Below are 25,308 nucleotides of genomic sequence, written 5' to 3'. Positions count from 1 at the left end.
GCACGATGATCTCGCGTGTGACGGCCCCGGCCATGGCCCAGTCGGCGATGCGACACCTGCAGGCGAACCTCGCCCAGCTGGCGCGCCTGCAGGAGCAGGCGACATCCCAGCGCGCCTTCGCGGTGCCCTCCGACGACCCGGCCGCCGCGGCGACCGCCCTGCAGGTGCACGCGCAGCAGCAGCGCACCCAGCAGTACGCCCGCAACATCGACGACGGGCTCGCCTGGGTGACCACGGCCGACAGCGCCATCTCGTCGTCGACCGCGCTTCTGGGCCGCGCCCGGGACCTCACCGTGCAGGGCGCCAACGACGGGGCGCTGGATGCCACGGCCAAGGAGGCGATCGCCACCGAGCTGGAGGGCATCCGGGCCGAGCTGCTCGCCCAGGCCAACACCACGCTGCTGGGCCGCACCGTCTTCGCCGGGACATCCGACGCCGGCGTCGCCTTCGACCCCGCCTACGGGTTCACCGGGACGCCGGGGGCCGAGGTGCAGCGACGGATCTCGGACGGGGTCACCGTGCGAGTGGACGCCGACGGCGCGGCCGTCTTCGGCACCGGTGCCGACTCGGTGTTCGCGCTGCTGGACTCGGTCGTGGCCGACCTGCGCTCGGGGACGAATGTGGGCCACCACCTCACCGCGATCGACGAACGGCGCACCGCTATGCTCAGTGCCCAGGGCGCCGTCGGCGCCCGTCAGTCCCAGATCGAGCGCGCGAAGGAGGCCGCCGTGGACGATGCCGTCTCGCTCGAGGCCCGCCGCGCGGCCGTGGAGGATGTCGATTCGGTCGAGGTGCTGGTGCGGCTGCAGTCGCAGGAGCTCGTGTACCGCTCCGCGCTGGCCGTGACCGGGCGCGTGCTGCAGCCGTCGCTGATGGACTTCCTGCGATGATCGATTCCGCCTCCTCCGTCGCCGAGTCCTTCGTCGCCCTGTCCTTCGTCGCGCCGCCGCCGGGCTTCGCGCCGCACACCGCGTTCGCCCTGACCCCGATCGAGGGGGCCGACGGGCTGTTCGCGATGCACGCGGCCGAGCAGCCCGAGCTGCGGGTCTTCCTCGTGGATCCGCAGACCGTGGCATCCGACTACGCCCCGATCCTCAGCGAGGAGCAGGTGGCCGACCTCGGGCTGGCCTCGCCGGACGACGCGATGCTGCTGGTCGTGGCCCACCCCCGCCGCGACGGGGTGAGCGTGAACCTCCTGGCCCCCGTGGTGGTCAACCGCACCTCGGGTGCGGCATCCCAGGTGATCCTCGAGGACCAGGACTACCCGCTGCGCGCCGCGCTCGGGTGACACGCGCACCCGCGTGCGCGGCGTAGGCTCGGTCGGGTGCGCGAACGACCGGACCGGATCAGTGGGACTCGCCTCTGACATGCATCCGATCAGCGCGCAGCAGCATCAGGCCGCCACCACGGGCGGCATCCCCAAGCCGGAGCGGATCGACGACGGGCTGTGGTCGGTGCCGCTGCCGATGCCGGGCTCGTTCCTGACATACACGCTCGGCGTCGTGCACCGCGCGGCATCCGGTGCCGTCACCGTGATCGACCCCGGGTGGGACTCGGACGCGGTGATCTCGGCGCTGGACGCCTTCCTCGCCACGATCGACCGCCGGCTCGCCGACGTGCGCACGGTCGTCGTCACGCACGCGCATCCCGATCACATCGGGTCGGCCGGGCGGCTGCGCTCTGCCTCCGGTGCCCGGGTGGTCCTCGGCCGCCGCGAGCAGGCCTCCATCGACGCCGCGGGCGCCGGCGGCGCGGCCGACCAGCTCGCATCGCTGGAGGCCTGGGGCGTGCCGGATGCCGCGGCCCGGGCGCTCCGCGAGCGGATGGCCGAGCACGGCGGCCCGAACCGGATCGCCCTGACCGCCGACATCCTCGTGGACGACGGCGACCAGCTCCCGGTCGACGGCCTGCGGTGGCGGACCGTGCTCACCCCCGGGCACACGCCCGGGCACATCTGCATCGCCGACGAGGAGCGCCGCATCCTGTTCTCCGGCGACCACATCCTGCCCACCGTCTACCCGGGGCTGGGACTCGGCGCCCAGCTGGGGACGAATCCCCTCGCCGACTACCTGCGTTCGCTGCGCGTGCTCGCGCCGTACGACGAGTGGGATGTCGCACCCGGCCACGGCTACCGCTTCCGCGGGCTCGGCGATCGGCGCCGATCCGCGGCGGCCCACGCCCTGCGCCGGGCGCGCGAGGTCGCCGCGGCGATCGCCGCCGAGGCCCACGCGACCACGTGGGACGTGGCATCCCGCCTCACCTGGTCGGCCGGCTGGGAGCAGCTCTCGCGCAGCGGGATGCTCGGCTCGGCCCTGCTGCAGACCGACATGTACCGCTCGTTCGTCGAGGCCGGCGGGCTGGACGACCACCCGGCCGTCTGAGCCGCCGGCCGACCGCCGCCGGGCCGGTGCGTTACTCGTCGCGCAGCCGCACTGTCAGGGTCTGGGCGCTCGCGCCGATCGGGCCGTCGGCGTCGTGCAGCGCGGCACGGGTCAGGCCGATGCCGTCGGCGCCGATCGAGACCTCGGTGTCGAAGCCGATCCACGCGTCGCGGGGAAGCCGGAACAGGTGCACCGTCAGGTCCAGGTTCGGGTAGTTCGCGACCTCCGGGGTCAGCCGCGGCGTCATCCCGTTGACGATGTCGGCCACGCCCAGCACCTGCGCGGTCGTGCTCACCGGCTCGTCGTCGAGCAGCGGCATCCCGAGCCGCAGCCACACCTGCCCGCGGCCCGGCTCGACCAGCCGCCGCCGCGCCTCGATCGTGCGCGCGAAGGTGCCGGCCCAGCCCGCCGCGGGATCGAAGGCCTCCAACTGGTCGGGGCCGGGGATCGACGGCAGCGCGCTCCACTGCACTGCACCGGTGTCGTACCCCTGCTGCAGCCACGCGCGGGCGATGAGCGCCGTGCGGCCGTCGTGCGCGAGCGTGGCCTCGACGAGTTCGATGGTGCGGCCCGGGCGCAGCACGCGCACCGCGACCTCGAGCGTGCCGACGGGCATGGTGCCGAGGATGTCGACGGAGAGGCGGGTGAGCAGCAGGCCGTCGTCGCGGCGGGCGTCCCGGTCGGACTCGATAGCGTGTGCGAGCAGCCCGATCGTGGGCGCCACGTGCATCTGGGTCGGATCCCACGCGCCGCGGGTGTGATCGGTCGCGCGGAACGAGGTCGGGCCGAGTCGTTCGAAGTAGGCGGTCACACCGGCATGCTACGCGGCGGGGGACGAGGCTCGTCGAGCCGCCGGTCGCAGACGGATGCGCGAGCCCGTTGACGTGACCGGGGGGAGCGGTTGCATGCTGGGGACATGACGGCGGCACTCCTCTCGGTCGGAACGGCCGCTCCCCCCACCCGACTGACCCAGCAGCGGATCCGCGACCTGTTCGCCGGGCAGGCCGGCATCGACCGTCGCGCGGTGCGGCTGATCGGCGCGGCGTTCGACCATGCCGCGATCGACCACCGGCACAGCGTCGTCGCCGAACTCGCCGGCGGGGAGGGGCTGTTCCTCGATGCCGACGACCGGCTGCGGTCGCCGTCGACCGGGGCGCGCAACGAGGTCTACCGGCGTGAGGCCCCCGGGCTGTTCGCCGCGGCGGCGCTGGACGCCCTGCGGCGCGCACGGATGTCGGCGGCCCAGGTCACCCATGTGATCACGGTCTCGTGCACCGGTTTCTTCGCGCCCGGACCGGACTTCCGGCTGGTGCGGGACCTCGGCATCCCGGCCGGCGCCGAGCGCTACCACCTCGGGTTCATGGGATGCGCGGCCGCGTTCCCGGGCCTGCGGGCCGCGGCGCGGATCTGCGCCGCCCAGCCCGAGGCGGTCGTGCTCGTGGTGTGCGCCGAGCTGTGTTCGCTGCACCTGCGCTCATCGAGCGACCCCGACCAGATCGTCGCCTCGGCCGTCTTCGCCGACGGTGCGGCAGCCGCCGTGGTGGCCGGCGCACCGCCGCGGCGCGACGCCGCGGTGCTCGAGCTGGGGGCGTTCTCGACCAGCATCACCGACGACGGCGAGTCCGCGATGGACTGGACCGTCGGGGATGCCGGATTCGAGATGATCCTGACCGCCGAGGTGCCGCGCATCGTCGGGCGCGAGATCCGCGGTGTGGTCCGCGCCGCGCTCGGCGGCCCCGCCGAGCCCGAGGACGGCCGCGACGATGCCGCCCGGATCGCCGCGGTGGACGCCTGGGCCGTGCACCCGGGTGGGCGCAGCATCCTCGACCGGGTGCAGGCGGGACTGGGGCTTCCGGATGCCGCGATGGCGACCTCGCGCGCGGTGCTGCGCGAGTTCGGCAACATGTCCAGCGCCACGGTGCTGTTCATCCTGCAGCGCATCCTCGCCGACCGTGCGCTCGGCGACGACGCACGGGTGGTCGGGCTGGCGTTCGGACCGGGCCTGACCGTCGAGACCGCCCAGTTCGTCCGCCGGGAGGCGACGGCGTGAGCCTCGCGGTGCGCGCCGACCGGCTCGCCGAGCTGATGGACGATCCGGCCTGCGATCCGCAGCGCCTGCGTCGCACGCTCGAGCGGTTCGCCCTGGTGAACCGGCTGGTGGCCGGATGGGCGGGCGTGTACCGCACGCACCTGCGGCCCGCGCTGGCCGACGCCGCCGGACCGGTGCGCATCCTCGACATCGGGTGCGGGGGCGGCGACATCCTCCGCCGCCTCGTGCGCACCGCCCGTGCCGACGGCTTCGCCGTGACGGGGGTGGGCATCGACCCCGACCCCCGGGCGATCGCGGTGGCGTGCGCCGCGCGACCCGAACGCGGCGTCGCCTACCGCGCCGCGACGAGTGCGCAGCTGGTCGCCGCCGGCGATGCCTTCGACATCGTCATCTCGAACCACGTGCTGCATCACCTCGACGACCGCGACCGCTCCGCGCTGTTCGCCGACACCTCCAGGCTCGCCACCCGGCTGGCGGTCCACGCCGACATCGCCCGCAGCCGCACCGCCTACGCGGCCTACGCGATCGGCATCCTGCCCCTGGCGCCCGGCACCTTCCTGCGCACGGACGGGCTGCGCAGCATCCGCCGCAGCTTCACCGCCGGCGAGCTGGCGGCCGCGCTGCCGCCCGGCTGGGCCGTCGCCGGCGCCCGGCCGTTCCGCCTGCTCGCCGTGCACCGGCCGGTGACGCGGTGAGCGGCGGTCCCGACCACGACGTGATCGTCATCGGCGCCGGGCCGACCGGGCTGTTCGCCGCCGCCGAGCTGGCCCGACTCGGCCTGGATGTCGTGCTGCTCGAGGCGCGCCCCGACGCGGCGCCGGGCAGTCGCGCGATCGGGGTGCACGCTCCGGTGCTCGCAGCGCTGGAGCCCTCGGGCGCCACTGACCGCATCCTCGCCGATGCGGCGCGCGTGCCGCGCGGCGTCGCGCGGGCGGGCGGGCGGGTGCTCGGCGAGGTGCGCTTCGACCGGCTCGACACCCGATTCCCGTTCGTGGCGACGCTGCCCCAGGCGCTGACCGAGGCGGCCGTGGCCGCAGGAGGGCCGCCGCCGCGGCGCGCGTCACGGGCGGTCGCCGTGCACGACCGCGGCACGGTCGTCGACGTGCTCGTGGCGGCGCCGGCCGCCCGCGAGACCGGTCGCGTCGGCGACCCGTCCGTGCCTCAGGCCGCCGAGCAGCTCACCGCGCGCACGGTCGTCGTCGCGGCCGGTGCCGGCGGCCGGCACCTCGTGCCCGCGGCCGGCGTCCGATCCCACGCCTACCGCGACCGGTACCTCATGGCCGATGTGCCGGGGCCGTCGGTGGAGTCGGCCGAGGTCGCGGCGGTCACCCTGGATGCCGCGGGCGTGCTCGAGTCCTTTCCACTGCCCGGTGGCGGCCGCCGGCTCGTCGCCTGGGATGCGGCATCCGATCGCGGTTCTGCACCGCTCGACGACTCGGATGCCGCGGCGGTCGACCGGCTGCGTCGCGCCGTCGCCGACCGCACCGGCGATGACGCCCTGGCGGCGCGGATCGAGCGGGTGACCGGGTTCGGCATCCGTCGCGCGGTCGCCCGCCGCCTGCGCCTCGGACGCGTGTTCGTCGTCGGCGACACCGCGCACGAGGTGAGCCCGATCGGCGGGCAGGGGATGAACCTGGGGCTGCTGGATGTCGCGACCCTGGCGCCGCTGATCGCCCGTTGGCTGCCGCAGGTGGAGTCCTCGGACGAGCTCGCGCGGTGGGAACGGCAGCGCCTCGCCTCGGCCCGCACGGCCGTGCGGCTGGCCGCGGCGAACACCGCTCTGGGGCGACCGCGATCGGCGCTCGCGCATCGGGTCGTGACCGGTGCCCTCGCCGGTGCGCTGTCCGGCCCGTTCGGGCCGATGCTGGCCCGCGCCTACGCCATGGGCCTGGACCGCGACGGGCGGATCGGCACGGGACGGACGGGGCACGGGCTCACCGGGTGACGACCAGCTGTGCGGCCAGGATCAGCGCCGCCAGCATGACCAGGCGGAACACCAGCCGCCCCGGACGCGCCCGCAGCGACGCCGCCAGCCCCCATACCGCGACGGCCGTCACCGCCACGCCCGCGGTCGCCGTGATCGGCGCCACGCCGGTCGCCCCTGCTGCGAGCGGCCCGACGACGGCCGCCGCGGTGCCGGCGAGGAGCGCGACGAACGCGACCACCGCCGACCCCCGCGCCCCCAGCCGGTGCGGAAGCCCGCGCACCCCCGTGCGGGCGTCGTCCTCCAGGTCGGGCAGTGCGTTCGAGAAGTGGATCGCGACGCCGAGCGCCGCACCGGTCGCCCACGCCCACCCCGCCGCGACGTGGGGGATGGGCAGGGCCAGCGGGGCGAGGGAGGGGAACACGCCGAATCCGACCAGGAAGCACGCGGCCGACCAGATCGTCGACTTCAGCCGGGCGTTGTACGCCCAGCCGCAGCCGAGGAACACGGCATGCGCCAGGGCGAGCCACCACCCGAGCGCGGCCGAGACGGCGAGGGCGACGAGCGCGGCGATCACCGCCGCGGTCCACGCCGCCCGGACCGGGGCGTCAGGCCGGGCGAGCGGCTTGTCGGAGCGTCCGACGGCGCGATCGCGGGCGGCGTCGAGGACGTCGTTGGACAGTCCGATCGAGATCTGGCCGGCCAGCACCGCCGCGGTCAGGGCGACCAGCCGGACCGGGCCGAGGCCGGCCGCGAGCCCGAGCGCGCACGCGATCACGGTGACGACGACGGTCGGCCCGGGGTGCGTCGAGCGCCAGAGGATCGCGACGATGCGCATGACGGCGATGATAGGCCGTCGCCGCTCGGCAGCGGTGATCCGAGCCCGTGCGGAGGGCGGGCGCACACCCATCGACGCCGTGCGTGGCGAGGGCTACCCTGAGGCTCAGGCGGACATCCTGCCCGCCGTACCGGAGGAAGGCGGATCTCGGATGGACGCGATGATGATGGGCGCCATGAGCAAGGACATGATGTCGATGCCCGGCATGCCCGCCATGGACATGGCGATGATGCAGGAGTGTATGGACGCCTGCTCGGCGTGCGAGCAGGCGTGCACCGTGTGCTCGATGCAGCTGATGGACTGCGCCCCGGCATGCATGAACTGCGCCGACATGTGCAACACCATGATGCGCGGGATGATGCGGATGCAGGGCATGACGCCGGCGGCGATGATGGCGATGCTCGACGCGTGCGTGGCGATGTGTCAGATGTGCATGGACGCGTGCATGGAGCACGCCGACCACAGTGAGGTCTGCCGCATGTGCGCGCAGTCGTGCAAGGCGTGCATGGATGCCTGCGGCAAGATGCGCGACGCGATGATGGCGGCCGCCTGAGCCGCGGCCGTCAGCGAAGTCGCATCGTCACGCGACGTGCGTCGTCACGCGGCGAGCGCGACGTTGAACTGCGTGCGGCCGACGGCCAGCACGCCATAGCGCACGTGGAGTGCGACGGGGGTGCCGGGCGCCGCCTCGAGTGCGGCGCCGCCCGCGTTCCACACGGTGTGCCGGGTGCCGTCCAGCGCGTGCGCGGTGAGCACGCCGGCCGCGGCATCCACGTCCGTCACGACGGCGTCGACCCACTCGGCCGGCGTCGCCGACGCGAGGCGCGCCTGGATCAGATGCAGCGCGTGCCCCGGGGCGAACGAGGAGCACACATCGCCGTGCTGGCACATGCACGCCACACGCTCACGCACCGAGAGGGGCGTTGTGCGGGTCGGCGGCGTGTTCACGGGGATCTCCTTCTGATCGGGATCCCTCGAGAGTAGGCGGAGCCGGCGGCATCCCGAAGCGGGCCGCAACGGGGCGAAACAAAACCCGGACCCGGTGAGGGGGAGGGTGGCGCGCTCAATGCCGCCGCGGCTCACGGATCCAGGTGTCGAGGGTCGTCTCGCCGACGATCGCATCGTCGCCGGGCAGCAGAACCGATGACGCGATGTTGAATCCGTGCGGGCGAGCATTCTCATCCGCGACGACGAAGCGTTCGTCTCGATCGGCCAGCAGCAGACTCGTTCCTGCGCCGCCTTCGCGGCGAAGTGGCCGTCGCCTTCGGGAAGATCGGCGCCGACGATCGACAGCATGACGTGGTGGCGTACACCGGCGGCCAACCCCGCCTCGATCGTCCGGGCGGTCATCGTCGTGAAGAAGTCACGAGCCCCGTCTCCATCCGGGTGGGGCGCATTCGTCACGTCGATGACGGCGTCCGCGAGTGCGAGAGCATGGTCGAGCCCCACACCCGTCACGGCATCGACGCCGGTGCGGCGGGATGCCACGACCACGGCCTCGGCGCGCCTCTCCAGTCGGTCCACCACGAGTCTGCCGATATGTCCGGTACCGCCCAAGACCACGATGCGCATGAGTCCGTCTCCCGTCCGGGGTTGTGTCTCGACCCGTTCGCCAGAAGTGACCGGATGCCGGCGGGTGATGTGACGGATCAGGCGGTCTTCAAAGCCCGCGAGGAGATGGACCGGAGTACGTCGAGGGCGACTTCCGCGCGTTCGGGAGTGAACCCGAACGTCTCGGTGATGGTGCGGTAGATCTGCGGCGCGTGCTCGCTGAGTGCCTGCCCGGCGGGAGTGGTGGAGACCACGACGGACCGCTCGTCCTTCGGATTGCGGGTGCGGGTGACCAGCCCCTGCTGCTCCATCCGCTTGACCAATGGCGTGATGGTGCCGTAATCGGACTGCAGGCGCCCGACCAGATCGCCGACCGGCACGTCGCCCTGGTCCCAGAGCACCGCCAACACGAGGTACTGAGGGTACGACAGGCCGAGAGGCTCGAGCAGCGGCCGGTACACCGCCGTCACCGCGCGGAACGCCGCGTGCAGGTTGAAGCAGACCATGTCATCCAGGGCGATGTTCGGGGATTCGGGATCGGTCACATCACGACGATAACACCGATCCATCGTATGCGATCACATTGTGTACGAGTGAATTTGTCGACCCCTCATCCCGCGTGCACGGATCGGCCTGCAGCGGGGTCTCGGCGTCGCCGGGTGCCGAGACCGGCATCGCGTCGAAGCAGCATCTCGAGACGCTCGAGGTCGCCCGTGCGACACGCGAAGATCAGTTCGCGCAGCAGGTGGCGGTGCGCGACGCTGCCGGGCTCGGACCGTGCGGGTGCGCACAGAAGGTCGCGCCGAGCCCGGCTGACGAGCTGACGGGCTCCCGCTGCCGATGTCTCCAGCAATGCCGCGATCCGCGCGTAGGGGTAGTCGAAACCCACCCGCAGCACGAACGCCGCCCGCTCGGCGGGCGTGAGATGCGCGGCGAGTCTCGCCGCGGCCGCATCCAGCGCTGCGGTGCGCTCCGCATGGGTGGCGGGGTCGTCTTCGCGCGCGGCGCAGTCCTGCCATTCGGCAGTGGCCACCTCGTGTCGGGCATGCGCGCTGGTCAGCTCGTTGATCGCCACATGGCGCGCAGTGGTCGCCAGGAACGCGGCAGGGTTCCGCACGCCGCTGCGATCGTGGCGCTGCCATCGCAGCCAGGTCTCCTGCACGGCGTCTTCCGCGTCGCCGGCCCGGCCGGTCAGCCGATAGGCCGCCGCGAAGATGCCTCCTCGTGCGGCGATGAAGTCGGACAATCCGTCGTCCGGCCGCGATTCCGGTGTCTCGATGGCCATGATGAGCTCCCGTCGTGCGACGCCGGCGGGAGCCTGGATGACTGGGGTCGGCGTCCGTTCACTTCTTCTCTGATCGGCAGAATACATCGTGCACGAGGAAATAGGAAGCATATAAATAGTGTCATGAAATCGGGCGTCGCTGTCACAAGAGGTCGGGTTGCCAGGTCTGCCCTGTATCCCCTACAGGAAAGGAGCAGAAATGCTCGATCACATCCTTCAGCCGGAAGCGCGCGCCTTCGCCGAGGCTGCTGCCGCACCGCCGGCCCTGGCCGATCGCGGCGTCGACGGTGCCCGTGCACTCCTCGACGGTGTGCAGGCAGCCCCGATCGAGATGCCCGCGGTCGTCGATGAGTGGATCACCGTGCCCGCGAGCGTCGGTGACGTGCGCGTGCGCATCGTGCGTCCGGCCGGCGCCGTCGGCACGCTGCCGACTGTGCTCTACATCCACGGAGGTGGCTGGGTGCTCGGCAACGCCGGCACGCACGACCGGCTCGTCAGAGAGCTGGCAAGCGGCGCTGAGGCGGCCGTGGTCTTCGTCGAATACGATCGCTCGCCTGAAGCGCAGCACCCCGTCGCCATCGAACAGGCCTACGCGACGGCACAGTGGATCACCGATTCCGGCGCCGAGAAGGGGCTGGATGCCTCGCGGATGGCGATCGCCGGCGACTCGGTCGGCGGCAACATGGCCGCCGTCGTCGCGCTCCTGGCCAAGACCCGCGGCAACGTGGTGTTCGTGCACCAGTCGCTGTACTACCCCGTGACCGATGCGGCCATGGACACCCCCAGCTACACCGAGTTCGCCGAGGGGTATCACCTGACCGCCGCGGCGATGGCGTGGTTCTGGGACTGCTACCTGCCCGATTTCGATGCGCGCAAGGGCATCACGGCCTCGCCGCTGCGTGCACCCGTCGACGACCTGAGGGGCCTGCCCGAGACGTTCCTCATCGTCGACGAGAACGACGTGCTGCGTGACGAGGGCGAGGCCTACGCGCGCAAGCTCATCCAGGCCGGCGTGCGCACCACGTTCGTGCGCTACGACGGCACGATCCACGACTTCATGATGCTGAACCCGCTGCGGCCCTCCGCGGCGACCACGGCCGCGGTCGAGCAGGCCGTGCACATCCTGCGCAAGGCTCTCGGCCGCGCGTGACATCCACCACACGGTGACATCCACCCCCAATAGAGAGAGAAGAAGAAAATGTCCGAAAGCAAGCCCACCGTCGTCCTGGTTCACGGCGCCTTCGCCGAGTCGGCCTCGTGGAGCGGCGTGATCGCGCGACTGCGCGAGCACGATGTGAAGACCGTCGCGGCGGCCAACCCGCTGCGCAGTCTGTCCGGTGACGCCGCGTACGTGCACGATGTGATCGCGGCGATCGGCGGCCCCGTCATCCTCGTCGGCCACTCGTACGGCGGCATGGTGATCACCGAAGCCGCCGCGGACAACGACGCGGTCGTCGGCCTCGTCTATGTCGCCGCGTTCGTGCCCGACACCGGCCAGAGCGCGTTCGAGCTGTCCACCAGCGCGCCCGGCAGCACGCTCGGCGCGGCGCTGAACGCCTCCCCGGTGGCCACCGGCGGCAACGAGTTCGCCATCCGCCAGGAGGTGTTCGCGCACCAGTTCGCCGCGGACGTGGCCGCGGACGAGGCGGCCGTGATGGCCGTCACCCAGCGCCCGGTGACCGAGGCGGCGCTGTCCGAACCGCTGCCGACCGCGCACCCGGCGTGGAAGAGCATTCCGTCGTGGCACGTGTTCGGCGACGCCGATCTGAACATCCCCGTCGCCGTCCACCGCGCCGGTGCCGCCCGCGCGGCCTCGCGCGGCATCACCGAGATCGGCGGCGCATCGCACGCGATCTCGGTGTCGCAGCCGGATGCCGTCGCGGCGACCATCGCCGAGGCCGGGAAGGCGTACATCGCCTCGCTCACGCCGGCGTGACCGGCCGCGGGTCGCAGATCCCGTCGCCGTCCGGAGACTCCCGTCCCGGGCGGCGACGGTCATGTGTCGTGTGCACTCACCAGTTGATCCCCGGGGCGGATCAACTGGTGAGTCTCCAGAAGGCAGACACCGGGGTCGCTCAAGGAGCACAAGAACCAGCGCAAGGATGCCGCCCGGAGCCGCGCGAGCCCACAGCACGAGGGCGCCGCGCAGACCATGCGCGGCGCCCTCGTCCCGACGGCTACTTGCGCGGGGGGTTCGCGGGCAGCCACTCCTCGAGCGTCGTCGCGAAGATGCGCGCGCCATCGAGGGGGACGAGCGTGCGCTCATCGATCACGGCGCCGTAGTACGGGGCCGTGTCGTCGCGCACGACCCGACGCGGGTCCTTCCGGAAGGCCAGCCCGCGGCGGATCCACTCGTCGAGCCCGAACTGCTCGGGCCCGGCGATCTCGATGTCGCCGTTCACGGGCGCCCCGGCCGCGGTCTGGGCGACAGCGGTCGCGACATCCGCCGCGGCGATCGGCTGGCACAGCGCGCCCGGAAGGCGGATCTCGCCGCCGACCACGGAGATGTCGGCGATGCTGCCGAGGAACTCGAAGAACTGGGTCGCGTGCACCAGTGAGTACGGCATGCCCGACTCGCGGATGATCAGCTCCTGGGCCATCTTCGCGGCGAAGTACGGGATCTGCTGCGGACGGTTCGTGCCGACGATGGTCAGCGCGACGTGGTGTCCGACGCCGGCGGCCCTCTCGGCCTCGAGCAGGTTCGTGGTCGAGGTCGTGAAGAAGTCGAGCACCGCCCGCTGCTCGAACGACGGCGAATTCGAGACGTCGACGACGACGTCGGCGCCGGCGAGCGCTGCCGCCACGCCTTCGCCGGTGATGGTGTCGACCCCGGTGCTCGGCGCGGCAGCCACCGCGTCGTGTCCGTGGGCCGTGAGCTTGTCGACGACCTTCGATCCGATCAGTCCGGTGCCGCCGACGACGACGATGCGTGCCATGTCATTTCCTCTCGCTTCGCGCGCGGATGCGCGCTCTGCAGTGGTGACCGGATGCCGCGGCGCGCTGTGACACCGTCAGGTCCACATCGTCAGCTTGGCCGGGTTGAACATCGCCCAGAGCCGGATGACCAGGTGTCGGCGCGACTCGACGATCACCACCCCGCGCACCCCGCCGCTCGGCGTGCGCAGCAGGATCGCGGGCATCCCGGTGGCCTCGGTGAGCTCAAGGCGACCGGCGCCGTCGGTCAGATGCAGCAGCGTCGCGGTGACATCGGCAGCGCCGCGGACCGGCTCGGTGAGGGTGCCCACGCCATCGGCGGTCAGCGAAGCGCGGCGGTGCAGCACGGCAGTCACGGCTGCGGCGTCCCGTGCCTGCCACGCCGCCAGCAGGCGCTGAGCTGCCGCGTCCGCGCCGGCGTGCCGGCGACGCATCACAGCCCGGTCGCGGTCACGTGGCGCAGCTTGTCGGGACTCATGATCCACAGCAGCTGGTGGATGCCGTCAACGCCCACGTGGACAGTGAGCATCGTGGTGACCACTCCGTCCTGCACGAGCGCGGCGCCGGGCAGGCCGTTGACGGTCACCCAGTCGATCCGCTTGGCCTTCCAGAAGTGGCTCGAGAACGCCGCCACGAACTTCGCCACGCGCGCGCGACCGCGCACCGGGATCCGGGCGGCGAGCTTGACGCCGTTGCCATCGGTGTAGCTGACGACGTCGTCGACGAACAGCGCCTCCAGCCGTGCGGTGTCGCCGCGCTGGGCCGCGGCCAGGAAGGCCTCGAGCAGGCGACGGTGGGCAGCGGCATCCGCCTTCGCCCGACGCTCGGACGCGAGGTGCCTGCGGGCGCGGCTGACGAGTTGGCGGGCGGCGACGGGCGTGGTCTGGACGACGTCCGCGATGCGGTCGTACGGATAGTCGAGCGCCTCGCGCAGCACATATGCGGCCCGCTCGGTCGGGGTGAGCTTCTCGAGCAGGATCAGCACCGCGTATTCGAGCGCCTCAGCGCGCTCGGCACCCAGACCCGGATCGTCCTCCGTGTTGACCGGCTCGGGCAGCCATGGGCCGATGTATGTCTCGCGACGCACGCGTGCGGACTGCAGCGCGTTGATCGCCAGTCGCGTCGTGACCGTCGTCAGGAACGCCACCGGCTCGCGGACGGCCGATCGGTCCGTGGTCTGCCACCGGATCCAGGTGTCCTGCAGCACGTCCTCGGCATCGGCGACGGTGCCCAGCATCCGGTAGGCGATGCCGAACAGCCGACGGCGGTGTTCGGCGAACTGGGCCGCCGCGAGGTCGAGGTCGTCGCTCACCGCGTTCCCTCCTGCCACTGGGCGAATCGTGTCGTGGACAGTCTCGCATCGGCGCCCGGCAGCAGATCCTCTCGGCCGAGAGCAGCGCCGAAGTACGTTCCCAGCGGGTCGGCGACCACCTGCCGCGGGTCGGAGCGGAAGCGCAGATCGCGGCTGAGCAGCTCGCGCAGCTCGAACACCTCCGGGCCGGCGTTCTCGACGATGCCCTGCGCCGGTCCGCCGCGGACGGCGGCGGCGACCGCCGCGGCGACGTCGTCGGCAGCCATCGGCTGGATGAGCACATCGGCCGCGTGGGTGATGCCGCTGACGGTGGCCTGCTCGGCGATGCTGCGGACGAATTCGAAGAACTGCGTCGCGTGCACGATGGTGAACGGTCGGCCCGATTCGACGATGAGGCGCTGCTGCTGCGCCTTGGCGATGAAATACCCGCCTTGGCCGGCCGCGAGCCGGTCGGTGCCGACGACCGAGAGGGCGATGTGGTGTCCGACACCGGCCGCCGCCCCGTACGTCAGCAGGTTCAAGGTCGACGCATAGAAGAAGTCCTGGGCACCGCGCTCGTCGAGGTACGACGAGTTCGACACATCGACGACGACGTCGGCGCCTGCCAGGGCGTCGGCGAGTCCCTCGCCCGTGTACGAGTTGACGCCGGTGGCACGGGCCGCCGCGACCACATCGTGCCCGTCGGCCTTCAGTCGCCACACGAGTCGGGTTCCGATGAGTCCCGTGCCGCCTACCACCGTGATCCGCATGTCCTCGCCCTCTCCGCCGCGCCGGCCGCGGCATCCACAGGGGTGACCGGGCGGCCCCACGATCTGTGACAGCGGCGGCGTGAGCGGGCCACCGGATGCCGCATCCGCGCCCCCTGCACGGCCGGATACACTGGCCCCGACCGGGAGGTGCTCGTGTGACGTGGGGACTGGCACTGGACCTGCTCGGCACGTTCTTCTTCGCCATCTCGGGGAGCCTGCTGGCCGCGCGGCGCGGCTTCGACATCGTCGCGTCCCTGCTGCTGGGATCGCTGACCGGCCTGGGCGGCGGCGTCATCCGCGACCTCGTCATCGGTGCGCCCCCGGCCGCATTCGCCCAGCCGATCCACTTCGCCCCGCCGGTGCTCGCGGCCGTACTCGTGTTCTTCCTCAGCGGCCTCGTGCAGCGCTACTCGCGCACGCTGCTCGTCTTCGATGCCGCCGGACTCGCCGTCTTCTGCACGACCGGCACGGTCACGGCGCTGACGGCGGGGATGAACCCGATCGCGGCGATCCTGCTCGGGGTCACGACCGGCGTGGGCGGTGGACTGATGCGGGATGTCGTGGCCAACCGCGACCCGCAGCTGTTCAATCCGAACGACCTGTACGCCGTTCCCGCGTTCATCGGTGCCGTCCTGATCGCCGGCCTCTGGTACGTCGGCTGGTACGGGCCGATCGCACTGTATGCGGTGACCGCGCTCGTGTTCGCGTTCCGGGTGCTGTCGCTGCGATTCCGGTGGCGGATCCCGCACGCGCGCGGGCCGTGGTTCCACCCGCGTCCCTAGGCGTATCGTGACGCTCGGGCGCCCGTGGAGCGACGCCGGGGGAGGCATCCATGTCGGCTTTCACAGACCTCGTCGCGCAGTACGGATCGATCCGCGCCGACCAGGAGGACACGTATCGCGACCTGCACCGGCATCCCGAGCTGTCGCACGACGAGACCCGCACCGCAGCCGAGGTCGCGCGGCTGCTGACCTCGTGGGGCTACCGCCTCGAGCAGGGCGTCGGCGGCACGGGCGTGGTCGGGGTGCTGGTCGGCGGTGACGGCCCGACCGTCCTGCTGCGCGCCGACATGGACGCGCTGCCGATCCGCGAGGCCACCGGGGCCGCGTACGCGAGCACGGTGGAAGCGACGGATGCCGCGGGCCAGACCGTCCCGGTGATGCACGCGTGCGGGCACGATGTGCACGTCGCGTGTCTGCTCGGCGCGGCACGGCTGCTCGCCGCGCGCCCCGAGGCGTGGCGCGGCACGGTGATCGCGCTGTTCCAGCCCGCCGAGGAGACCGGCGACGGCGCGCGCGGGATGATCGAGGACGGCCTGGCCGACCGCATCCCGAGACCGGATGTCGCCCTCGCCCAGCACGTGCTGCGGGGCCCATCGGGACGTGCGCTGACGCGGGAAGGGCCGGTGCTGTCGGCGGCCGACAGCATGCGGATCCGGGTGTTCGGACGCGGCGGGCACGGGTCGATGCCGCAGAACACGATCGATCCGGTGGTCCTGGCATCCATGATCGTCGTGCGGCTGCAGACCGTCGTCGCCCGCGAGATCGCGCCGACCGAGCCGGCCGTGCTGACGGTCGGGTCGATGCATGCCGGGTCGAAGAGCAACATCATCCCGGACGAGGCGGTGCTCGAGGTGAACATGCGCAGCTACACCGACCAGACCCGGCAGCGGCTGCGCGACGCCGTCGAGCGGATCGTGCGCGCCGAGTGCGCGGCCAGCGGCGCGACCCGCGAGCCCGAGTTCGAGGTGTTCGACAGCTTTCCGCTCACGTCGAACGACCCGGCCGCCACGGCGCGCGTCGCGGGGGCGTTCGCCGCGCACTTCGGCGAGCGTGCCGAGCAGATGGCGCTGCAGACGGCGAGCGAGGACTTCAGCGACCTCCCGCGCGCGCTGGGCGTGCCGTACGTGTACTGGTCGGTCGGCGGCACGGACCCGCAGCAGTGGGATGCCGCGGTGCAGGCGGGGACGGCCGACTCCGACATCCCGGCGAACCACTCACCGCTGTTCCTGCCCGTGATGCAGCCGACGCTGCAGACCGGCACCGAGGCGCTGCTGGTCGCGGCCGGTGCGTGGATCGGCGTCTGAGGGCGGCGTCGTGCGGGGCGGCGGCCGGGGTCGGGACGGCGTGCGCGGTGGTGGCCGCCGGGGCGGCGACGTGCGGATCGGCACGTCGGGGTGGAGCTATGACCACTGGCGGGGCGTGCTGTATCCGCCGGGAACGCCGGCCGCGCGGCGGCTGGAGGTGTACGCGGACGAGTTCGACACAGTGGAGCTGAACGCCAGCTTCTATCACTGGCCCCGTGCGGAGACGTTCGCGACGTGGCGCGATCGGGTGCCGGAAGGGTTCCTGTTCACGGTCAAGGCGCCGCGCGGACTGACGCATGCACGGAGGCTGCGCGATCCGGAGGAGTGGATGCCGCGGCTCGCGGATGGCATGGCGGCGCTCGGCGACCGCGCCGGGTTCCTCCTGTTCCAGCTTCCTGCCGCCACCGAGCGCGACGACGAGCGGTTGGCGGCGCTGCTGGCGGCGATGCCGCCGCAGATCCGCGTGGCGGTGGAGCTGCGGCATCCGTCCTGGGACGATGACGCGGTGTACGCGCTGCTGGAGAGCCGCGGCGCGGCGTACTGCGTGATGAGCGGGGCCGGGCTGCGGTGCGTGCCGCGGGCGACGGCCGAGACGGTGTATCTGCGCTTCCACGGGCCGCACCCGGAGCAGCTGTACACGGACTCGTACGCGGATGCGGAACTCGAGCGCTGGGCAGACCGGATCGGCCGGTGGCGGGGATCGGGACACGATGTGGTCGCCTACTTCAACAACGACCTCGGGGGCGCCGCCGTGCGCGATGCCCGTCGCCTGCGCGCGCTGATCGGGTGAGGCGGCCCGGCGGTCGCGGGCCGTGCGCCGCGCCGGGTCGCGCCGCGGCACCGCGCCGCGGCACACCGCCGCGGGCCGTCCGCCGCGGCACGCCGGGCGTGCACCGAGCCGGTCGCCCTGTGTGAGCGGGAGGTTCATCACGCGCATCGAGCGGTGACTTGCCGCGAGTGGCTGGAATTCGTGCGAGGATTCCGACCCCTTCTGACGAGTCACGGTGCTGCGCCGGGTGCGGGGTGCCGGGTGCTCGATGCCGGGTGCCGATGCCGCGTCGGACGCGCCACCCCGCGGTTCAGGCGAGGCCGCCGGTGGCCCAGATCACCAGCAGCGAGGTCACGGCGACGAGTATCCAGAGGATCGCGCCCAGGAGCAGCGGGCGCCAGCCGGCGCGGCGGAGGGCCGCGACATCCGTCGACAGTCCGATGGCGGCGAGCGCCACCGCGATGAGGAAGATGCTCGCCTGCACGAGGGAGTCCTGGGCGCCCGAAGGGATGACCCCGAGCGAATTCACCACGGCCACGACCAGGAACCCGATGAGAAACCACGGGACGAGCGTGCCGACCTTCCGCAGCGACATGCCCGATGAGGCGCTGCGGCGCGCCTCGACGGCGGCGAGCGTGACCGTGATCGGGATGATCATCAGCGTGCGGACGAGCTTGACGACCACCGCGTAGCCGAGCGCGGCGGCGCTGAACACGCTGGCCGTCGCGACCACCGAGCTGGTGTCGTTGACGGCGGTGCCGGCGAACAGTCCGAACGTGTGCGGATCCATCGACAGCAGGTGTCCGACGGCGGGGAAGATGACCACCGCAAGCACGTTGAACAGGAAGATCGTCGAGATGGCGTAGGCGATCTCGCTGCTGGCCGCCCCGATCACCGGCGCGACGGCGGCGATGGCAGAGGCGCCGCAGATGCCGGTTCCGACGCCGATGAGGGTGCGCAGGCGCGGCTCGATGCGCAGGGCCCGGCCGATGACCCACATTCCGGCCAGGCACACCGCCAGCGACGACAGCATGACCGGCAGCGACTCGAGTCCGACCCGGGCGATGCTGCCCAAGGACAGCTGCGCGCCCAGCAGCACCACGGCGCACTGCAGCAGGAACTTCGAGCTGTACGCGATGCCCGGCCGCAGCCGTTCGGCGGGACGACGGATGAGCGTGATGACGACGCCGATCACGATCGCCGGCACGGCGGCACCCAGGATCGGCACGAAGTGCCCGACGACGGTGGCCACTGCGGCGATCACCACGCAGACGGCGACGCCGGGCCAGACGGCTGCGGCGCGGGTTCCGAGTCGATGCGGAAGGGTGACGACGGGCGAGAGCTGCACGTGCTCCATCGTTGCGCAGCCGGGTGGCGCGGCGGTAGGCGGGGATAGTCTGTGGGGATACAAGCGGAGGTTGTGATGCGTGGACGGGTGCCGGAGCTCGCGGCGTTGGAACTGGTGGATGCTGTGGCCCGCACCGGCAGCATGTCGGCGGCGGCCCGCGAGCTGCGCGTGACCCAGCAGGCGGTCTCGACCCGGGTGCGTGCGGTCGAGCAGAGGATGGGCGTCGAGCTGTTCGTGCGGTCGCCGCAGGGTGCGCGGCTGACCCCCGACGGAGAATCGGTGGTCGCCTGGACGCGCGACGTCCTGGCCGCGGCCGAGAAGCTCGGTGCGGCGCTGGATCTGCTGCACGCCTCGCCCGAGCGGACCCTCGCCGTCGGCGGAAGCCAGACGATCGCCGCCTGGCTGCTGCCGCGGTGGATGCTGCAGCTGCGCGAGCGCCAGCTGGCGGCGGGGAAGGATGCCACCGCCGTGCGCCTGCGCTCGGGCAACAGCGTCGAGATCGCGCGGCTGCTGCGCGACGGGATGCTGGACCTCGGGTTCATCGAGAGCCCGCTGGTGCCCTCCGACCTGGGCTCGACGACGGTCGCCGTGGATCGGCTGGTCGTGGTGGTGCCGCCCGGGCATGCCTGGACCGGAGCAATCGACCTGCCGACGCTGGCGCGGATGCCGCTGGTCGCGCGCGAGCGCGGCAGTGGCACGCGGACCGCCTACGAGCTGGCGGTGCGGGAACGGATGGGAGCGGAGCCGGCCGATCCCGCGCTGGAACTGGCCACCACGGTCGCGGTGCTCTCGGCCGTCGCGGCCGGAGTCGCGCCCGCCGTGCTCAGCGAGCTGGCCGTCGCGGACGAGGTCGCCCTCGGCCGCGTGCGCCGGGTGGAGATCGCCGGGGATCCGGTCACCCGTCCCCTCACCGCCCTGTGGCGGGGTGCTGCCGTCCGTGGGGCATCCCGGATGCTGGTCGAGATCGCCGCCGCGCCCCCGGCTCTGCCCTCCGGCCCCTGACCGCGCTGTGGCGGGCGGCGACGGCGGGGGGTCACTCCGGGCGCGGGCCTCGGCGTCGGATCGTGCTGTCGTTTTCCGCTGGCGCTGGCGCTGTCGCTGTCGTTTGGGTGGTGGCCCACGTTCGCGCTGTCGTTTTCGGTGTTCGCGCCCGAAAGGATCATGCGCGGATGCGGAAAACGCTAGCGCGACGCGGGGGAGTGGGCGCGCGACCCGCTGGCGCGCACGTTTCCGGCTGGCGCGCACGTTTCCGGCTGGCGCTGTCGTTTGGGTGGTGGCCCATGCTCGCGCTGTCGTTTTCGGTGTTCGCGCCCGAAAGGATCATGCGCGGATGCGGAAAACGGTAGCGCGACGCGGGGGAGTGGGCGGGCGGCTGGCTGGCGCGCACGTTTCCGGCTGGCGCTGTCGTTTGGGTGGTGGCACACGTTCGCGCTGTCGTTTTCGGTGTTCGCGCCCGAAAGGATCATGCGCGGATGCGGAAAACGCTAGCGCGACGCGGGGGAGTGTGCGCGCGACCCGGTTGCGCGGTCGTTTCCGGCTTGCGCTGTCGTTTGGGCGGTGGCCCATGCTCGCGCTGTCGTTTTCGGTGTTCGCGCCCGAAAGGATCATGCGCGGATGCGGAAAACGCTAGCGCGTACGACCTGGGGCGCTCGCCGGGGCCGAGGACGCGGGCGCGGACGGCGTCACGACGGCCCGGCATCGGCCGCAGGCCCGCGGCCCGCAGGCCCGCAGGCACGGCATTCGCCCGCAGGCCCGCAGGCCGGCAGACAGATGGGCGGCCTGGCGGGCGGCCGTGGCACAATGGGCACACCCGGGGATCCGACGACACAGAGCGAGACGAGGACGAGCGTGGACCTGCTGTCACAGAGCGTCATCGCGCTGTCGACTTGGGCCTGGCTCGAACTGCACTCCACCTCGCTGACGATGCTGATTGCCACCCTGTTGGCTCTCGCCGTCCTGTCGATCGTGGCAGCCGCGGTGCTGGCCACCGTGGTCCGCCGACTGGCTGCGGCATCCATCCCCGCGACCGAGCGCGAGCCGTTCTTCCGCCTCGCCGTGCCACGGGCGACGACGCGCCGCCCCGACGGAGGTCGCGGTCCCCGCGCCCCGGGCGTCGTGCTCGGCCGCCTCGCCCTGCGCTGACGACACCGCGTCGACATGCCTGCGCTGACGACACTGCGCTGACAACACTGCGCTGACGACACTGCGCTGACGCGTGTGCTGACGCCAGTCCGGTGCCGATCACCGCGCTGACACGGTCGCGCTGACGCGCATACATGCTCGGGTCAGCCTTGCTCCGCTCGATGCATGCCGCATGCGGCATGCACGACGACGGATTGGATGCCGCAGGCCTGCGGCAGCGAGGCGGCACACGCATCCGTGTTCGTTCTCTCACGAAAGCATCGCCATGTCTTCTCTCCGTTCTCTCGCCACCCGGTCCACCCCGTGCACTCGCCGCGGCCGTCTGCGGCGTCGCCTCCGCCTGCTCCGGCTACGAGCCCGTCGTCGAATGCAGCTGTGGGCCGCGCCGCTGTGGAGGCTGAACACCTGGATGATCCTCGGCGCGGCCGCCGTCGTCGGCTTCGAGGGTCTGGAGGCGCTGCTGGGCACGTTCCTGCTCGCACCCGAACTGCTCCCGTTCGCCCTGCTGGCGCTGGCCGCGTACTGGGTCCTCCACGAGCGCATCGGCCGCGGCATCCGTCGTCTGCGCGCCGTCTCCCGGGCCCGCCGCCTGCGGCGACGTCGCCGCGCGCGCTGACGCCTCGTCAGGGCGCCGCGGCCGGGCGCCCGATCGATCGACGACGCGGATGCCGGAGACCGGCGCAGTCGAAACGGCCACGGGCTCCCGCACCGCCGTGTGGCTCAGCTGCGGTCGGCGTGCCTCGTCGGAGGATCGGGACGGGGATCGCGTTCCGCCGGCTCGCCGTCGGTGGTCGGCATCTCGGCGTCGTCGAACTGCCCGTCGGGCAGGCTCTCGGCCGAGGGCGGCGGATCCCCACCCTCAGCCCCCGCCGCGTCGGGTTCCTGCCCCTTCCGCGGCTCATCCGGATCGTCGGCGGCCACCCCATCGGGATCGTTCATCGCACACTCCTCGCAACGGTGAGCCTCAAGTGGACACGACGAAACCCCATCGGTCGAGGGGACTGACTTCGCGCCGACGGGCCGCTATCATCCCCCGGGCTCAGCGCTGCGGCTCGACCACGCTCTTGATGGTGCCGGGCGCCGTCGTCGACTCCAGGGCGGCGCGCACGTCGGCCAGGCCGTAGGTCCCGGTCACCATGGCGTCCAGATCGACCCGGCCGTCGGCGGCCAGGGCCACCGCCGTCGGCCACGTGTTCGCATAGCGGAACACGCCGGTCACCACCAGCTCGTTGTTCTGGATCCGGGTCACCGGCAGCGGCAGCTCGGCCAGGCCCATCCCGACCAGCACCGCTCGTCCCGCCGGTCGCAGCGCGTCGATCCCGGCCCGGACCGCGGCACCGGCGCCGGAGGCATCCACGAACGCATCGACCGCGGCACCGGCCACGGCGTCCGCTTCGGCCACCGGGTCGAGCGCGGATGTCGCGCCGAACCGGAGCGCCGCCTCGCGCCGGGCCGGGCTGATGTCGGTCATGATCACCTCGGCGGCGCCCGCCGCCCGGGCGACCTGCGCCACGGCGAGGCCCACCGGGCCCGCACCGGTCACGAGCACGCGCGAACCCACGGCGAACCCGGCCTTGCGCCCGGCGGCGATCGCCACCGACAGCGGCTCGAGCAGCGCCGCGGCGTGGTCGCTGACGCTGTCCGGCACACGGTGGGCGAAGTGGCCCTGGATCGTGACGTACTCCTGGAACGCTCCGTCGGTCCCGGGCACCGCATAGAAGCGCATCTGCGGGTCGAGGTTGTAGTCGCCGCGCAGCGTCTCGGGCGACGACGGCGACGGATGCTGCGGCTCGACCGAGACGCGCTCGCCGATCCGCGTCGGGTCCACGCCCGACCCGACCGCGACGATCACGCCGCCGGACTCGTGTCCGAGCACGAGCGGCTCGTCCACGACCCAGTCGCCGAGGCGGCCCTCGTGGTAGAAGTGCACGTCGGATCCGCACACCCCGACCGCGGTCACGCGGACCAGGACCTCATCGGCCGCCGGGACCGGCACCGGCCGCTCCTCGAGGCGGATCTCACCGGCCTGCGCGAGCACCGCAGCGCGCATCTTCTGGGGGACGGGCATCGTCGGCTCCTCTGTTCGGTCACGAGTCGGACACGGTGTGTTGACATCCGTGCGCCACTGTTCCTATGGTGTATCTAACGTGATCATGTGACAAGATCACGTTGAAAATAACACGAGGTGAACGACCACCGCCCGTAACGGTGGCCGCGCCGCGAACGGGAGCAAAGATGCGCGCAGTTGTATTCGCCGCCGAGGGTGAGCTCACTCTCGAAGAACGGCCGGTCCCCGAACCGGGGTACAAGCAGATCCTGATCGAAACGGCGGCGGTGGGCATCTGCGGCACCGACACGCACGTCTTCGACGGCGAGTTCGAGGGGACCGTGTTCCCCCTGGTTCCCGGGCACGAGGCCACCGGCACCATCGTGGCGCTCGGTGAGGGCGTCAACGACGGCGTCTACGACTTCCAGGTCGGCGACCACGTCGCGATCAACCCCAGCACCACCTGCGGGGAGTGCGAGTTCTGCCTGAACGGCCACCAGAACCTCTGCCCGAAGTGGAACGGCCTGGGCGTGGTCGCCTCCGACGGTGCCTCGCAGCAGTTCTTCACCGCGCCGTCCACCAACGTGTACAAGCTCAAGCCCGAGACCGACCTGTACCAGGCCGCCCTCATCGAGCCGCTGGCCTGCGCCATCCGCGGCTGGGACGTCCTGCCCCGTCGCCTCGGCGACCACGTCCTGGTCTACGGCGCCGGCACGATGGGCCTGCTCATGGCGCAGCTCGCGGGCCGGGCCGGCGCCTCGACGGTGAGCATCGTCGACCTGAACGAGGACCGACTGCAGGTCGCCGCCGAGTGCGGCATCCAGAACCGCTTCACCAGCGCCGATCAGGCCGACCGCGAGAAGTGGGACGTGGTCATCGACTGCACCGGCAACATCCGCGCGATCGAAGACGCCCTGACCCGCGTCAAGCCCGCCGGCTTCTTCCAGGACTTCGGCGTGGCGCCGGCCGACCGGACGGCGCAGTTCTCGCCGTTCCGCGTGTACCGCGACGAGATCTCGATCGTCGGCACGATGGCCGTGCTCAACTCGTTCGGCCGCGCCGTCGAGCTGTTCGAGGCGGGCGCGATCAACGCCCAGGCCATGATCAGCCACTCGTTCACGCTGGACGACTACGCCGAGGCGCTGGACATGTTCCGCGCGGGCACCGGGCGCAAGCTCCAGATCCGCCCGAACGACAGCGAGTCCCGGGTGCTGATCCCATGAGCGCCGCCACCACCTCTGTCGCGGTCAAGCGCAAGGGCCTCAGCCCCCTGGTCAAGCGCCTGATCTGGATCGGCGTGCTCGTGCTCCTCGTGATCGCGATGGCTCTGAGCACCAAGGTCGTGCCCAAGGACTCCGAACTGGCCCAGGGCACGCAGCAGTTCAACGCGGCCGAGTACGGGGCCACGCAGTTCCCGAAGATCCAGGACTACATCGCCAAGAACGCGGTGGACGCGTCCACCCTGGCGACAGCGGTGAAGGCGGATGCCGCCGCTGCCGCGAAGCAGTACGGCAAGTCGGCGGACGGGGCGACCTACATCATCCCGGTGACGTTCACCGGCGTGGTCGGCACGATCCCGGCATCCGGCTACACGCCGATCACCGTCACCGGCCTGCCCGACGACATCAAGGTCGGCCTGCAGCTGGGCCCGGCCGTCAACGGCACCGACCTGCGCGACGTGACCGGCACGGTGACGCTGAACGACTTCGAGAACCAGATCCAGTACCAGGATGCCGGGGCCGCCATCAATGAGGAGCTGAAGAAGAACCTCGCCAAGATGGACGCCTCCGGGCTCGAGGGCCAGACCGTGAAGGTCGAGGGGGCGTTCACCCTGATCAACCCGCAGCAGTGGAACGTGACGCCGTCGCAGATCACGGTGGAGAAGTGATCGC

General features: G+C 72.1%; 29 protein-coding genes. 17 read left to right on the top strand and 12 right to left on the bottom strand.

What is annotated here, in order from left to right:
* Positions 1 to 17 precede the first annotated feature (17 nt).
* The 3 genes from flgL to AC0L6F_RS07390 all read left to right on the top strand — a co-directional run bounded on the left by flgL (position 18) and on the right by AC0L6F_RS07390 (position 2,381).
* Entirely contained in the window at positions 18 to 890 is an 873-nt protein-coding gene (gene flgL / locus AC0L6F_RS07400; protein ID WP_473539750.1) for a flagellar hook-associated protein FlgL, read from the top strand.
* A complete protein-coding gene (gene fliW, locus AC0L6F_RS07395; protein ID WP_473539749.1) occupies positions 887 to 1,288 on the top strand; it encodes a flagellar assembly protein FliW in 402 nt (133 codons plus the stop codon). The genes flgL and fliW overlap by 4 nt, the downstream gene beginning before the upstream one ends.
* A gap of 79 nt (positions 1,289 to 1,367) precedes the next feature.
* Entirely contained in the window at positions 1,368 to 2,381 is a 1,014-nt protein-coding gene (locus AC0L6F_RS07390) for an MBL fold metallo-hydrolase (RefSeq protein ID WP_473539747.1), read from the top strand.
* A gap of 31 nt (positions 2,382 to 2,412) precedes the next feature.
* Here the strand turns inward: AC0L6F_RS07390 and AC0L6F_RS07385 are convergent, their stop codons facing one another.
* Positions 2,413 to 3,192: a thioesterase family protein gene (locus AC0L6F_RS07385; RefSeq protein ID WP_473539745.1), complete on the bottom strand. Its 780-nt coding sequence runs from the start codon at positions 3,190 to 3,192 to the stop codon at positions 2,413 to 2,415.
* A 105-nt stretch (positions 3,193 to 3,297) separates the two neighbouring features.
* On the opposite strand from AC0L6F_RS07385, the gene AC0L6F_RS07380 reads away from it, so the two are divergent.
* From AC0L6F_RS07380 to AC0L6F_RS07370, 3 genes are read left to right on the top strand one after another with little or no spacing between them, the layout of a single operon-like run.
* Positions 3,298 to 4,431, top strand: a complete 1,134-nt coding sequence (locus tag AC0L6F_RS07380; protein WP_473539744.1) for a type III polyketide synthase — start codon at positions 3,298 to 3,300, stop codon at positions 4,429 to 4,431.
* Positions 4,428 to 5,126 carry a methyltransferase domain-containing protein gene (locus AC0L6F_RS07375; RefSeq protein ID WP_473539743.1) on the top strand — a complete coding sequence of 233 codons (699 nt, stop codon included), beginning with the start codon at positions 4,428 to 4,430 and terminating at the stop codon, positions 5,124 to 5,126. The genes AC0L6F_RS07380 and AC0L6F_RS07375 overlap by 4 nt, the downstream gene beginning before the upstream one ends.
* A complete protein-coding gene (locus tag AC0L6F_RS07370; RefSeq protein ID WP_473539742.1) occupies positions 5,123 to 6,376 on the top strand; it encodes an FAD-dependent oxidoreductase in 1,254 nt (417 codons plus the stop codon). The genes AC0L6F_RS07375 and AC0L6F_RS07370 overlap by 4 nt, the downstream gene beginning before the upstream one ends.
* Here AC0L6F_RS07370 and AC0L6F_RS07365 read toward each other — a convergent pair.
* Positions 6,366 to 7,193, bottom strand: a complete 828-nt coding sequence (locus AC0L6F_RS07365; protein ID WP_473539741.1) for a UbiA family prenyltransferase — start codon at positions 7,191 to 7,193, stop codon at positions 6,366 to 6,368. The two genes, AC0L6F_RS07370 and AC0L6F_RS07365, sit on opposite strands and share 11 nt — an antisense overlap.
* Here AC0L6F_RS07365 and AC0L6F_RS07360 point away from each other — a divergent pair.
* Entirely contained in the window at positions 7,186 to 7,746 is a 561-nt protein-coding gene (locus tag AC0L6F_RS07360) for a four-helix bundle copper-binding protein (protein ID WP_274635990.1), read from the top strand. The genes AC0L6F_RS07365 and AC0L6F_RS07360 overlap by 8 nt on opposite strands.
* Positions 7,747 to 7,790: 44 nt before the next feature.
* Here AC0L6F_RS07360 and AC0L6F_RS07355 read toward each other — a convergent pair whose 3' ends face one another.
* From AC0L6F_RS07355 to AC0L6F_RS07345, 3 genes are all read right to left on the bottom strand, one after another.
* Positions 7,791 to 8,765 carry an SDR family oxidoreductase gene (locus AC0L6F_RS07355; protein ID WP_473539740.1) on the bottom strand — a complete coding sequence of 325 codons (975 nt, stop codon included), beginning with the start codon at positions 8,763 to 8,765 and terminating at the stop codon, positions 7,791 to 7,793.
* Between the two features lie 77 nt (positions 8,766 to 8,842).
* On the bottom strand, positions 8,843 to 9,289 hold the full coding sequence (locus tag AC0L6F_RS07350; RefSeq protein WP_259612688.1) for a MarR family winged helix-turn-helix transcriptional regulator: 447 nt from the start codon (positions 9,287 to 9,289) through the stop codon (positions 8,843 to 8,845).
* Between the two features lie 65 nt (positions 9,290 to 9,354).
* A complete protein-coding gene (locus AC0L6F_RS07345; protein ID WP_473539739.1) occupies positions 9,355 to 10,116 on the bottom strand; it encodes a sigma-70 family RNA polymerase sigma factor in 762 nt (253 codons plus the stop codon).
* Positions 10,117 to 10,228: 112 nt separating this feature from the next.
* Between AC0L6F_RS07345 and AC0L6F_RS07340 the strand changes: the two genes are divergently transcribed.
* Together AC0L6F_RS07340 and AC0L6F_RS07335 are read left to right on the top strand one after the other, a co-directional pair.
* A complete protein-coding gene (locus AC0L6F_RS07340; RefSeq protein WP_473539737.1) occupies positions 10,229 to 11,179 on the top strand; it encodes an alpha/beta hydrolase in 951 nt (316 codons plus the stop codon).
* 48 nt (positions 11,180 to 11,227) lie between these two features.
* Positions 11,228 to 11,965 (top strand): alpha/beta fold hydrolase, encoded by a 738-nt coding sequence (locus tag AC0L6F_RS07335; protein WP_473539736.1) that lies wholly within the window; start codon positions 11,228 to 11,230, stop codon positions 11,963 to 11,965.
* A 241-nt stretch (positions 11,966 to 12,206) separates the two neighbouring features.
* Here AC0L6F_RS07335 and AC0L6F_RS07330 read toward each other — a convergent pair whose 3' ends face one another.
* The 4 genes from AC0L6F_RS07330 to AC0L6F_RS07315 form a co-directional block, all read right to left on the bottom strand.
* Positions 12,207 to 12,965: an SDR family oxidoreductase gene (locus AC0L6F_RS07330; protein WP_473539735.1), complete on the bottom strand. Its 759-nt coding sequence runs from the start codon at positions 12,963 to 12,965 to the stop codon at positions 12,207 to 12,209.
* Between the two features lie 75 nt (positions 12,966 to 13,040).
* The gene (locus tag AC0L6F_RS07325) at positions 13,041 to 13,397 is read right to left on the bottom strand and encodes a sigma-70 family RNA polymerase sigma factor family protein (protein ID WP_473539734.1); all 357 of its coding nucleotides are present in this window, start codon (positions 13,395 to 13,397) and stop codon (positions 13,041 to 13,043) included.
* Positions 13,397 to 14,275: an RNA polymerase sigma-70 factor gene (locus AC0L6F_RS07320; RefSeq protein ID WP_473539733.1), complete on the bottom strand. Its 879-nt coding sequence runs from the start codon at positions 14,273 to 14,275 to the stop codon at positions 13,397 to 13,399. Before AC0L6F_RS07320 ends, AC0L6F_RS07325 begins: the two co-directional genes overlap by 1 nt.
* A complete protein-coding gene (locus tag AC0L6F_RS07315; protein ID WP_473539732.1) occupies positions 14,272 to 15,024 on the bottom strand; it encodes an SDR family oxidoreductase in 753 nt (250 codons plus the stop codon). Before AC0L6F_RS07315 ends, AC0L6F_RS07320 begins: the two co-directional genes overlap by 4 nt.
* Before the next feature lie 155 nt (positions 15,025 to 15,179).
* Between AC0L6F_RS07315 and AC0L6F_RS07310 the strand changes: the two genes are divergently transcribed.
* From AC0L6F_RS07310 to AC0L6F_RS07300, 3 genes are all read left to right on the top strand, one after another.
* Positions 15,180 to 15,806, top strand: a complete 627-nt coding sequence (locus AC0L6F_RS07310; RefSeq protein ID WP_473539731.1) for a trimeric intracellular cation channel family protein — start codon at positions 15,180 to 15,182, stop codon at positions 15,804 to 15,806.
* A 50-nt stretch (positions 15,807 to 15,856) separates the two neighbouring features.
* Positions 15,857 to 17,110, top strand: coding sequence for an amidohydrolase (locus tag AC0L6F_RS07305; protein WP_473539730.1), 1,254 nt, complete (start codon positions 15,857 to 15,859; stop codon positions 17,108 to 17,110).
* Positions 17,111 to 17,180: 70 nt separating this feature from the next.
* Positions 17,181 to 17,900 carry a DUF72 domain-containing protein gene (locus AC0L6F_RS07300; protein ID WP_473539729.1) on the top strand — a complete coding sequence of 240 codons (720 nt, stop codon included), beginning with the start codon at positions 17,181 to 17,183 and terminating at the stop codon, positions 17,898 to 17,900.
* Between the two features lie 289 nt (positions 17,901 to 18,189).
* On the opposite strand, the gene AC0L6F_RS07295 is transcribed toward AC0L6F_RS07300, so the two are convergent.
* Positions 18,190 to 19,227, bottom strand: a complete 1,038-nt coding sequence (locus AC0L6F_RS07295; protein WP_473539728.1) for a YeiH family protein — start codon at positions 19,225 to 19,227, stop codon at positions 18,190 to 18,192.
* A 75-nt stretch (positions 19,228 to 19,302) separates the two neighbouring features.
* Between AC0L6F_RS07295 and AC0L6F_RS07290 the strand changes: the two genes are divergently transcribed.
* From AC0L6F_RS07290 to AC0L6F_RS07280, 3 genes are all read left to right on the top strand, one after another.
* Positions 19,303 to 20,229, top strand: a complete 927-nt coding sequence (locus AC0L6F_RS07290; protein WP_473539727.1) for a LysR family transcriptional regulator — start codon at positions 19,303 to 19,305, stop codon at positions 20,227 to 20,229.
* 846 nt (positions 20,230 to 21,075) lie between these two features.
* Entirely contained in the window at positions 21,076 to 21,369 is a 294-nt protein-coding gene (locus AC0L6F_RS07285; protein ID WP_259612677.1) for a hypothetical protein, read from the top strand.
* A gap of 367 nt (positions 21,370 to 21,736) precedes the next feature.
* Positions 21,737 to 21,985 (top strand): hypothetical protein, encoded by a 249-nt coding sequence (locus AC0L6F_RS07280; protein ID WP_473539726.1) that lies wholly within the window; start codon positions 21,737 to 21,739, stop codon positions 21,983 to 21,985.
* A 104-nt stretch (positions 21,986 to 22,089) separates the two neighbouring features.
* Here the strand turns inward: AC0L6F_RS07280 and AC0L6F_RS07275 are convergent, their stop codons facing one another.
* Entirely contained in the window at positions 22,090 to 22,308 is a 219-nt protein-coding gene (locus tag AC0L6F_RS07275; RefSeq protein ID WP_473539725.1) for a hypothetical protein, read from the bottom strand.
* A 100-nt stretch (positions 22,309 to 22,408) separates the two neighbouring features.
* Positions 22,409 to 23,437, bottom strand: a complete 1,029-nt coding sequence (locus tag AC0L6F_RS07270) for an NAD(P)-dependent alcohol dehydrogenase (RefSeq protein ID WP_473539724.1) — start codon at positions 23,435 to 23,437, stop codon at positions 22,409 to 22,411.
* Between the two features lie 167 nt (positions 23,438 to 23,604).
* Here AC0L6F_RS07270 and AC0L6F_RS07265 point away from each other — a divergent pair, with 167 nt between their 5' ends.
* Together AC0L6F_RS07265 and AC0L6F_RS07260 are read left to right on the top strand one after the other, a co-directional pair.
* Positions 23,605 to 24,639: a zinc-dependent alcohol dehydrogenase family protein gene (locus AC0L6F_RS07265; protein WP_473539722.1), complete on the top strand. Its 1,035-nt coding sequence runs from the start codon at positions 23,605 to 23,607 to the stop codon at positions 24,637 to 24,639.
* Positions 24,636 to 25,304, top strand: coding sequence for a DUF2291 family protein (locus AC0L6F_RS07260; RefSeq protein WP_259612673.1), 669 nt, complete (start codon positions 24,636 to 24,638; stop codon positions 25,302 to 25,304). Before AC0L6F_RS07265 ends, AC0L6F_RS07260 begins: the two co-directional genes overlap by 4 nt.
* Positions 25,305 to 25,308 lie beyond the last annotated feature (4 nt).

The sequence above is a fragment of the Microbacterium sp. G2-16M genome (assembly GCF_055809115.1).
Note: the sequence above shows the minus strand (reverse complement) of the source record. Positions and strands in the feature narration are given on the sequence as shown.

What these genes read in the sequence shown, in the direction of transcription:
- AC0L6F_RS07315 (WP_473539732.1), bottom strand. Translation starts at nt 15,024, where the DNA reads ATGCGGATCACGGTGGTAGGCGGCACGGGACTCATCGGAACCCGACTC.
- AC0L6F_RS07340 (WP_473539737.1), top strand. Translation starts at nt 10,229, where the DNA reads ATGCTCGATCACATCCTTCAGCCGGAAGCGCGCGCCTTCGCCGAGGCT.
- AC0L6F_RS07335 (WP_473539736.1), top strand. Translation starts at nt 11,228, where the DNA reads ATGTCCGAAAGCAAGCCCACCGTCGTCCTGGTTCACGGCGCCTTCGCC.
- AC0L6F_RS07380 (WP_473539744.1), top strand. Translation starts at nt 3,298, where the DNA reads ATGACGGCGGCACTCCTCTCGGTCGGAACGGCCGCTCCCCCCACCCGA.
- AC0L6F_RS07280 (WP_473539726.1), top strand. Translation starts at nt 21,737, where the DNA reads ATGCAGCTGTGGGCCGCGCCGCTGTGGAGGCTGAACACCTGGATGATC.
- fliW (WP_473539749.1), top strand. Translation starts at nt 887, where the DNA reads ATGATCGATTCCGCCTCCTCCGTCGCCGAGTCCTTCGTCGCCCTGTCC.
- AC0L6F_RS07365 (WP_473539741.1), bottom strand. Translation starts at nt 7,193, where the DNA reads ATGCGCATCGTCGCGATCCTCTGGCGCTCGACGCACCCCGGGCCGACC.
- AC0L6F_RS07390 (WP_473539747.1), top strand. Translation starts at nt 1,368, where the DNA reads ATGCATCCGATCAGCGCGCAGCAGCATCAGGCCGCCACCACGGGCGGC.
- AC0L6F_RS07260 (WP_259612673.1), top strand. Translation starts at nt 24,636, where the DNA reads ATGAGCGCCGCCACCACCTCTGTCGCGGTCAAGCGCAAGGGCCTCAGC.
- AC0L6F_RS07275 (WP_473539725.1), bottom strand. Translation starts at nt 22,308, where the DNA reads ATGAACGATCCCGATGGGGTGGCCGCCGACGATCCGGATGAGCCGCGG.
- AC0L6F_RS07325 (WP_473539734.1), bottom strand. Translation starts at nt 13,397, where the DNA reads ATGCGTCGCCGGCACGCCGGCGCGGACGCGGCAGCTCAGCGCCTGCTG.
- AC0L6F_RS07290 (WP_473539727.1), top strand. Translation starts at nt 19,303, where the DNA reads ATGCGTGGACGGGTGCCGGAGCTCGCGGCGTTGGAACTGGTGGATGCT.
- AC0L6F_RS07360 (WP_274635990.1), top strand. Translation starts at nt 7,186, where the DNA reads ATGCGCATGACGGCGATGATAGGCCGTCGCCGCTCGGCAGCGGTGATC.
- AC0L6F_RS07305 (WP_473539730.1), top strand. Translation starts at nt 15,857, where the DNA reads ATGTCGGCTTTCACAGACCTCGTCGCGCAGTACGGATCGATCCGCGCC.
- AC0L6F_RS07330 (WP_473539735.1), bottom strand. Translation starts at nt 12,965, where the DNA reads ATGGCACGCATCGTCGTCGTCGGCGGCACCGGACTGATCGGATCGAAG.
- AC0L6F_RS07265 (WP_473539722.1), top strand. Translation starts at nt 23,605, where the DNA reads ATGCGCGCAGTTGTATTCGCCGCCGAGGGTGAGCTCACTCTCGAAGAA.
- AC0L6F_RS07345 (WP_473539739.1), bottom strand. Translation starts at nt 10,116, where the DNA reads ATGTATTCTGCCGATCAGAGAAGAAGTGAACGGACGCCGACCCCAGTC.
- AC0L6F_RS07355 (WP_473539740.1), bottom strand. Translation starts at nt 8,765, where the DNA reads ATGCGCATCGTGGTCTTGGGCGGTACCGGACATATCGGCAGACTCGTG.
- AC0L6F_RS07270 (WP_473539724.1), bottom strand. Translation starts at nt 23,437, where the DNA reads ATGCCCGTCCCCCAGAAGATGCGCGCTGCGGTGCTCGCGCAGGCCGGT.